General features: G+C 66.3%; 5 protein-coding genes and 1 pseudogene. All 6 read left to right on the top strand.

Annotation, left to right across the window (positions count from 1 at the left end):
* Positions 1-2068: Rne/Rng family ribonuclease (locus WAW85_RS00380; RefSeq protein ID WP_422557701.1), on the top strand; the 2068-nt coding region annotated here is incomplete at its 5' end.
* 194 nt (positions 2069-2262) lie between these two features.
* On the top strand, positions 2263-2574 hold the full coding sequence (rplU, locus tag WAW85_RS00375) for a 50S ribosomal protein L21 (RefSeq protein WP_422557700.1): 312 nt from the start codon (positions 2263-2265) through the stop codon (positions 2572-2574).
* Between the two features lie 20 nt (positions 2575-2594).
* Complete coding sequence (gene rpmA / locus WAW85_RS00370; protein ID WP_422557699.1) at positions 2595-2858, top strand: 50S ribosomal protein L27; 264 nt, start codon at positions 2595-2597, stop codon at positions 2856-2858.
* A 100-nt stretch (positions 2859-2958) separates the two neighbouring features.
* Positions 2959-4473 (top strand): GTPase ObgE, encoded by a 1515-nt coding sequence (obgE, locus tag WAW85_RS00365; RefSeq protein ID WP_422557698.1) that lies wholly within the window; start codon positions 2959-2961, stop codon positions 4471-4473.
* A complete protein-coding gene (gene proB, locus WAW85_RS00360; RefSeq protein ID WP_422557697.1) occupies positions 4466-5581 on the top strand; it encodes a glutamate 5-kinase in 1116 nt (371 codons plus the stop codon). Before obgE ends, proB begins: the two co-directional genes overlap by 8 nt.
* A 33-nt stretch (positions 5582-5614) precedes the next feature.
* Positions 5615-6500, top strand: a pseudogene (locus WAW85_RS00355) (acyl-CoA dehydrogenase); the annotation flags it as partial.

Raw genomic sequence — 6500 nt, 5'->3', positions numbered from 1 at the left:
GGGCGGCGAGGCCGCCTCGGATGACGATCCGCCGAACACCGTGGTGCACGAGCGTGAGCCGCGGGCCCGCAAGGTGCGCGATGAGGTGCAGGGCATCTCTGGTTCGACTCGCCTAGAAGCCAAGCGGCAACGCCGCCGAGACGGTAGGGACGCAGGCCGACGTCGTCCGCCGATCTTGTCCGAATCGGAATTCTTGGCGCGCCGTGAGGCCGTCGAACGCGTCATGGTGGTCCGGCAACGGTCCGCGGACGCGGCGGCGCAGATGTCCGCGCCCACCGAGGATTACACCCAGGTCGCGGTACTCGAAGACGGTATTTTGGTGGAGCACTTCGTCACCACCGAGACCAGCCAGTCGATGGTCGGCAACATCTACCTGGGTCGCGTGCAGAACGTGCTGCCCGGTATGGAAGCGGCGTTCGTCGACATCGGCCGCGGCCGCAACGGCGTGCTGTACGCCGGCGAGGTCAACTGGGAGGCGGCCGGACTGAACGGCGGCTCCCGCAAGATCGAGCAGGCGCTGTCCCCAGGCGATATGGTGCTGGTGCAGGTCTCCAAGGATCCGGTCGGGCACAAGGGTGCCCGCCTGACCACGCAGATCTCGTTGGCCGGTCGTTACCTGGTGTACGTGCCCGGCGGCACGTCGACCGGCATCAGCCGCAAGCTGCCGGACACCGAGCGCAAGCGCCTCAAGTCGATTCTCTCCAAGATCGTGCCCGACGAGGCTGGCGTGATCATCCGTACCGCCTCGGAGGGCGTCAGCGCCGAGGAACTGGGTTCGGACGTCACGCGTCTGGAAGAGCAGTGGAAGGGGATCGAAGCCGCCGCGCAGGAGCATAAGGCGAAGGCCTCTGGTGCCACCCGTGCGCTGTATGAGGAGCCCGACCTGCTGGTTCGGGTCGTGCGTGACCTGTTCAACGAGGACTTCAGCAAGCTCGTCGTGGAAGGCGACAAGGCCTGGAACCAGGTCTTCAGTTACGTCGAGTCCGTGGCGCCTGACCTTGCCGAACGAGTCATTCGTTTCGAGCGGACGAGCCCGACCGCACCCGACTCGTTCGTCGTCCACCGGGTCGACGAACAGCTGGTCAAGGCGCTCGACCGGAAGGTGTGGCTGCCTTCGGGTGGCACACTGATCATCGAGCACACCGAAGCGATGACCGTTGTCGACGTCAACACGGGCAAGTTCACCGGCGCTGGCGGCAATCTCGAAGAGACGGTCACCCGCAACAACCTGGAAGCGGCCGAGGAGATCGTCCGCCAGATGCGGCTGCGCGACATCGGCGGGATGATCATCGTCGACTTCATCGACATGGTCCTCGAATCCAACCGTGACCTCGTGCTGCGCCGCCTCACTGAGGCGCTGGCCCGAGACCGCACTCGCCATCAGGTCTCCGAGGTCACCTCGTTGGGCCTGGTGCAGATGACGCGCAAGCGTCTGGGCACCGGACTGCTCGAAGCTTTCTCGACCACCTGCACTTGCTGCCAGGGCCGCGGTCTGATCGTGCACAGCTCACCGGTGGAAGTCAGCTCCGGTGACGACGGTGTCCGCGGCGGCGAGGGAGGCAGCTCTAAGCGTTCACGCCGCAAGAAGGGGCGCGGTGAGAAGGCGGAGGCCCCGGTCGCACCGACGGTCGAAACCAAACCGCACCGGCCGGCCGCCGAGCACCCGCTGTTCAAATCGTTGGCGCACGCCGAGGGTGAGGACGGCGTGGGCGAAGACGGGGTGGATGAGGTCGAAGTCGTCGAGACGGTGGACGTCATCACGGTGACCGAGTCCGTGGAGGTAGCTCCAGCGTCAGCAGTGGACCCGGCGCCGACCGCACCGACCCCACCGGTGGTGACCACCACTCGTCGTCGTCGTTCGGCGCGCCGGGCGACCTCGGCACCCGCCGCCGCAGCTCCGGAGGTTGCGGAGGTCACGCAGGCGCCGGCCGCACCGGTGACCACTGCCGCGGCCCAGGTCACCGCACCGCCGGTCGAGGTGACGCGGACCCCGCGTCGCCGGGCTCGTGGACGGCGTGCGGGCGCACCGTCACCGGAAACGGCAGTGACGGACACCCCAAGTGCGTAACGGCGCGCCGGGTTTGACCTGCTGCGGCCGCCTGCCGTAACCTTGGCAGGTCGCCTTCTGCAGGTTGGCGCGTTCTAGCGCGCCGAAGTAGAAGGATTCTCCGGATAACGCTGGAGACGTAAGAACACTGATGTACGCCGGGTGCAGAGACCGCTGCGCCGCGGCCCGATGAGCGAGTAAAGAGGACGGCTGGAATGGCAACGTACGCCATCGTCAAGACCGGCGGTAAGCAGTACAAGGTCGCTGAGGGCGACACCGTGAAGGTCGAGAAGATCGAGGTTGAGCCGGGCGGCTCCGTGGAACTGCCGGTGGCGCTCGTCGTCGACGGCGCGAAGCTGACCACCGACGCCGACGCGCTGGCCAAGATCTCGGTCAACGCTGAGGTGGTCGAGCACGTCAAGGGCCCCAAGATTCGGATTCACAAGTTCAAGAACAAGACCGGCTACCACAAGCGCCAGGGTCACCGTCAGCGTCTGACGGTCCTGAAGGTCACCGGTATCAAGTAAGCCTGGAAGAGGAGACTGACATGGCACATAAGAAGGGTGCATCCAGCTCGCGCAACGGTCGCGACTCAAATGCCCAGCGACTCGGCGTGAAGCGTTTCGGTGGCCAGGTGGTCAGCGCCGGTGAGATCCTGGTCCGTCAGCGCGGCACCAAGTTCCACCCCGGTGTGGGCGTGGGCCGCGGTGGCGACGACACACTGTTCGCCCTGGAAGCCGGCGCCGTCGCGTTCGGTACCAAGCGCGGACGTAAGACCGTGAATATCGTCCCGGAAGCGGCCTCGGTCTGACCCGGACGTAAGACAAAGCTCGAAGCCGACAGGGCGGGTCAGGGTGTCACTCTGACCCGCCCTGCGGCATTTCTCACTCAGAATTCAGGAGGCGGCCGTCATGTCGAGGTTTATCGACCGGGTCACCATCGATGCGGTGGCTGGCAACGGTGGCCACGGCTGCTCCTCAGTGCACCGCGAGAAATTCAAGCCGCTCGGTGGGCCCGACGGTGGCAACGGCGGGGATGGCGGGGATGTGATTCTCGTGGTCAATCCGCAGGTACACACCCTGCTTGACTTTCATTTCCGCCCGCACGCTAAAGCCGGGAATGGTAAGCCCGGTGCGGGCGCCAACCGCAGTGGGGCCAATGGCGAATCGCTGATCCTGAACGTGCCCGACGGGACCGTGGTGCTCGACACCGACGGTAATCTGTTGGCCGACCTGGTCGGCGAGGGCACCGAGTTCGTCGTCAGTGCCGGTGGCCGCGGTGGTCTCGGCAATGCGTCGCTGGCGTCCCGGGCCCGCAAGGCTCCCGGCTTCGCGTTGCTCGGCGAGCCGGGCGAAGAACGCGCACTGGTGCTGGAACTGAAGTCGGTGGCCGATGTCGGACTGGTCGGCTTCCCTTCGGCCGGTAAATCGTCACTGGTCTCGGTGCTCTCGGCAGCCAAGCCGAAAATCGCCGACTACCCGTTCACCACCCTCGCGCCGAACCTGGGTGTGGTGACCGCCGGCGACGGAACTTTCACCATCGCCGACGTGCCTGGACTGATTCCGGGGGCCTCGCAGGGGCGCGGTTTGGGGCTGGATTTTCTGCGTCATTTGGAGCGGTGCGCGGTGCTGGCGCATGTCGTCGATTGCGCGACCCTGGAGCCAGGACGCGATCCGATCTCCGATATCGATGCCCTCGAAGCCGAGCTGGCTGCTTATCAGCCGGTGCTCGCGCAGGACCAGTTGCTCGGTGACCTCGCGGCCCGTCCGCGCATCGTGGTGTTGAACAAGACTGACATCCCCGAGGCCGATGAACTTGCCGACCTGGTGGAGCCGGAGATCGCCGCCCGCGGCTGGCCGGTGTTCCGCGTCTCGGCCGTCGCACACAAAGGACTGGGCGAACTGAAGTTCGCCTTGGCGAAGGAAGTTGCCGACTACCGCCGCAACCACGAGAAGCCGGTCGTTCGCCGCGCAGTGATTCGGCCCAAGGCGGTCGACCGCCAAGAGTTCAGCGTCGTCGACGATCCGGCGAACCCCGGTGGATTTATCGTCCGCGGTGAGCGCCCCGAGCGGTGGATTCGGCAGACGCAGTTCGATAACGATGAGGCCGTGGGTTACCTCGCTGATCGTCTCAACCGGCTGGGCGTGGAAGACACGCTGGTCAAGCGTGGCGCGCAGCCCGGCTGCGCGGTGACCATCGCCGGTGTCACCTTCGACTGGGAGCCGAGCGTTCCGATCGCCGAGAACGTCCCGCTCACTGGCCGCGGCACCGATATCCGGTTGGAGCGCAACGACCGCGCCGGTGCTGCCGACCGTAAGACTGCGCGCAAGTTGCGGCGCCAACGACCTGACGAAGCGGGCGAGGAGAGCTTGGGCTGGAACGACGGTACGGTCGTCGCCGGGGAGGCGGACCTCGACAATGAGTGAGGTGCGCTCGGCGATCGCCCGGGCGCGCACGATCGTCGTCAAGATCGGCTCGTCGGCGGTCACCGACGTCGAGACCGGTATTGCCCATGCTCGATTGGATGCGCTCGTCGACGCGTTAGAGGCGCGGATGCGGGCCGGTAGCGATGTGGTTGTGGTGTCGTCCGGTGCCGTCGGGGCGGGCCTTGCGCCACTGCGTTTACGTAAGCGCCCATCGGATTTGGCTACCAAACAAGCCGCGGCCAGCGTCGGACAGCTGAAACTCGCGCAGGCCTGGGATGCGTCGTTCGCCCGTTACGGCCGGACCGTCGGTCAGGTGCTGCTCACGGCCGACGATGTATCCAACCGTGCGCACCATGCCAACGCGCAACGCACCTTGGCCAAGCTCCGGGCGCTGCACGCCGTGGCCGTCGTCAATGAAAACGACACCGTAGCCACCAACGAACTCCGGTTCGGGGACAACGATCGTCTCGGCGCCTTGGTTGCCCACCTGACTGCGGCCGATGCGCTGCTCCTGCTGTCTGATGTCGACGGCTTGTACACGGGAGATCCGCGCAAACCTGGACCGGACGGGCAGCCCGCGCGGTTGGTTCCCGAGGTGGCCGGTTCCGCGGACCTCGACGGGGTGATCGCCGGCACCGGGGGAGCGCTGGGCACCGGCGGGATGGCGTCGAAGTTGTCGGCGGCGCGGCTCGCGGCCGACTCTGGTGTGCCGGTCCTGCTGGCCTCGGCGGCGCACGCCGACCGGGCCCTGGCCGACGCGAGTGTGGGCACCGTCTTTGCTGCACGGGAACACCGAATGTCGGCCCGGAAGTTCTGGATGCGCCACGCCGCCGAAGCCTTGGGGACGATCTCGCTGGACGCTGGCGCTGCCGAGGCCGTGGTGGGCCGCCGCCGTTCGCTGCTCGCTCCCGGGATCACCGCGGTGAGTGGCGGATTTTCCAGCGGCGACGTCGTCGAACTGCTCGCTCCCGATGGGTCGGTGTGCGCACGCGGCGTGTCGTCGTACGACGCCGAGGATATCGCCGCCGTGCTCGGCCGCTCCAGTGCGGAGCTGCCGCCGGACTTCACCCGTCCGGTGATCCACGCCGACGATCTCGTCCGCACCTGAAGGTTTCGTCGGCCGGTGGCTAGTCTGTAACCTATGGCCGATCTTCTGCTGAATCCTTCCACCGTCGACTACGGGCACTTCGATCCGGAGACTCGCCGACTATTGCGCGCCACCATCGACTTCTTCGAGGGCTACGGCAAGGACCGACTGCTCGACGCGGACTTGACCGGCGCATGGGTGGCTGACTTCCTGGAGTTCCAGAAGCGGGAACGGCTGTTCGCCACTTTCCTGACGCCGGCCGCCTACGCCGACGGCGATCCGAACCGGCGCTGGGATGCTGCGCGCAACGCCGCCCTCAGTGAGATCTTCGGCTTCTTCGGGCTGTCCTACTGGTATGCCGAGCAGGTGACTATCCTCGGCCTCGGCCCGATCTGGATGTCGGGCAACGAGGTCGCCAAACAGAAGGCGGCTCGGCAGCTGCTTGACGGTGAAGTGATGGCCTTCGGGCTGTCCGAGCGCGAGCACGGCGCCGACGTGTACAGCACCGACATGATTCTGACGCCCAACGACGACGGCGGATTCTCGGCGTCAGGGACCAAGTACTACATCGGTAACGGCAACGTCGCCGGCATGGTCTCGGTGTTCGGCCGCCGCAGCGACATCGAGGGCCCCGAAGGCTATGTCTTCTTCGTCGCCGACAGCCGCCACCGCGACTACCGGCTGATCGACAACGTGGTGCACGGGCAGATGTTTGTCTCGACGTTCGCGCTCGATGAGTATCGGGTCGGCGCCGACGACATCCTGCACACTGGTCCGGAGGCGTTCGCTGCCGCACTGAACACGGTCAACGTGGGTAAGTTCAACCTGTGCCACGGCTCGGTCGGGATGTGCGAGCACTCGCTCTACGAGGCGATCACGCACTCGAACAACCGGATCCTGTACGGCAACCCGGTCACCAACTTCTCTCATGTGCAAGGCA

This window comes from Gordonia sp. (in: high G+C Gram-positive bacteria), from assembly GCF_049299075.1.
Lineage (GTDB): Bacteria > Actinomycetota > Actinomycetes > Mycobacteriales > Mycobacteriaceae > Gordonia.
Note: the sequence above shows the minus strand (reverse complement) of the source record. Positions and strands in the feature narration are given on the sequence as shown.